The following is a 254-nucleotide window of genomic DNA, read 5'->3' as shown; positions in this document are numbered from 1 at the left end:
CGACCAGAGCGATACGCACATAACCTTGTCCAGGATTGTGACCATCCACTTCCCGTGACAAATAGCGTCCTGCCAATGCATGGATATTGGCTTGTTCATACCGCGCTTTGACAAATATTTCATCATCACCGCCGAATTGCTCAGGCACTTTGAGCCAGAAGTAAAACCCTTCATGAGGCATACGTAACTCTAGCAATTCCCCTAGCTCAGACATCCATAAAGGAAACTTTTCTTGATTTAGCGCGCGTTTGTGA

1 pseudogene is annotated in these 254 nt (G+C 46.5%); it reads right to left on the bottom strand.

The annotated features are described in order from the left end of the window. Positions 1-254 (bottom strand): annotated as a pseudogene (locus V6252_RS12930) (succinyldiaminopimelate transaminase); the annotation flags it as partial.

Source organism: Psychrobacter proteolyticus (genome assembly GCF_038155145.1).
GTDB lineage: Bacteria > Pseudomonadota > Gammaproteobacteria > Pseudomonadales > Moraxellaceae > Psychrobacter > Psychrobacter proteolyticus_B.
This window is presented reverse-complemented; position numbering and strand designations above follow the sequence as displayed.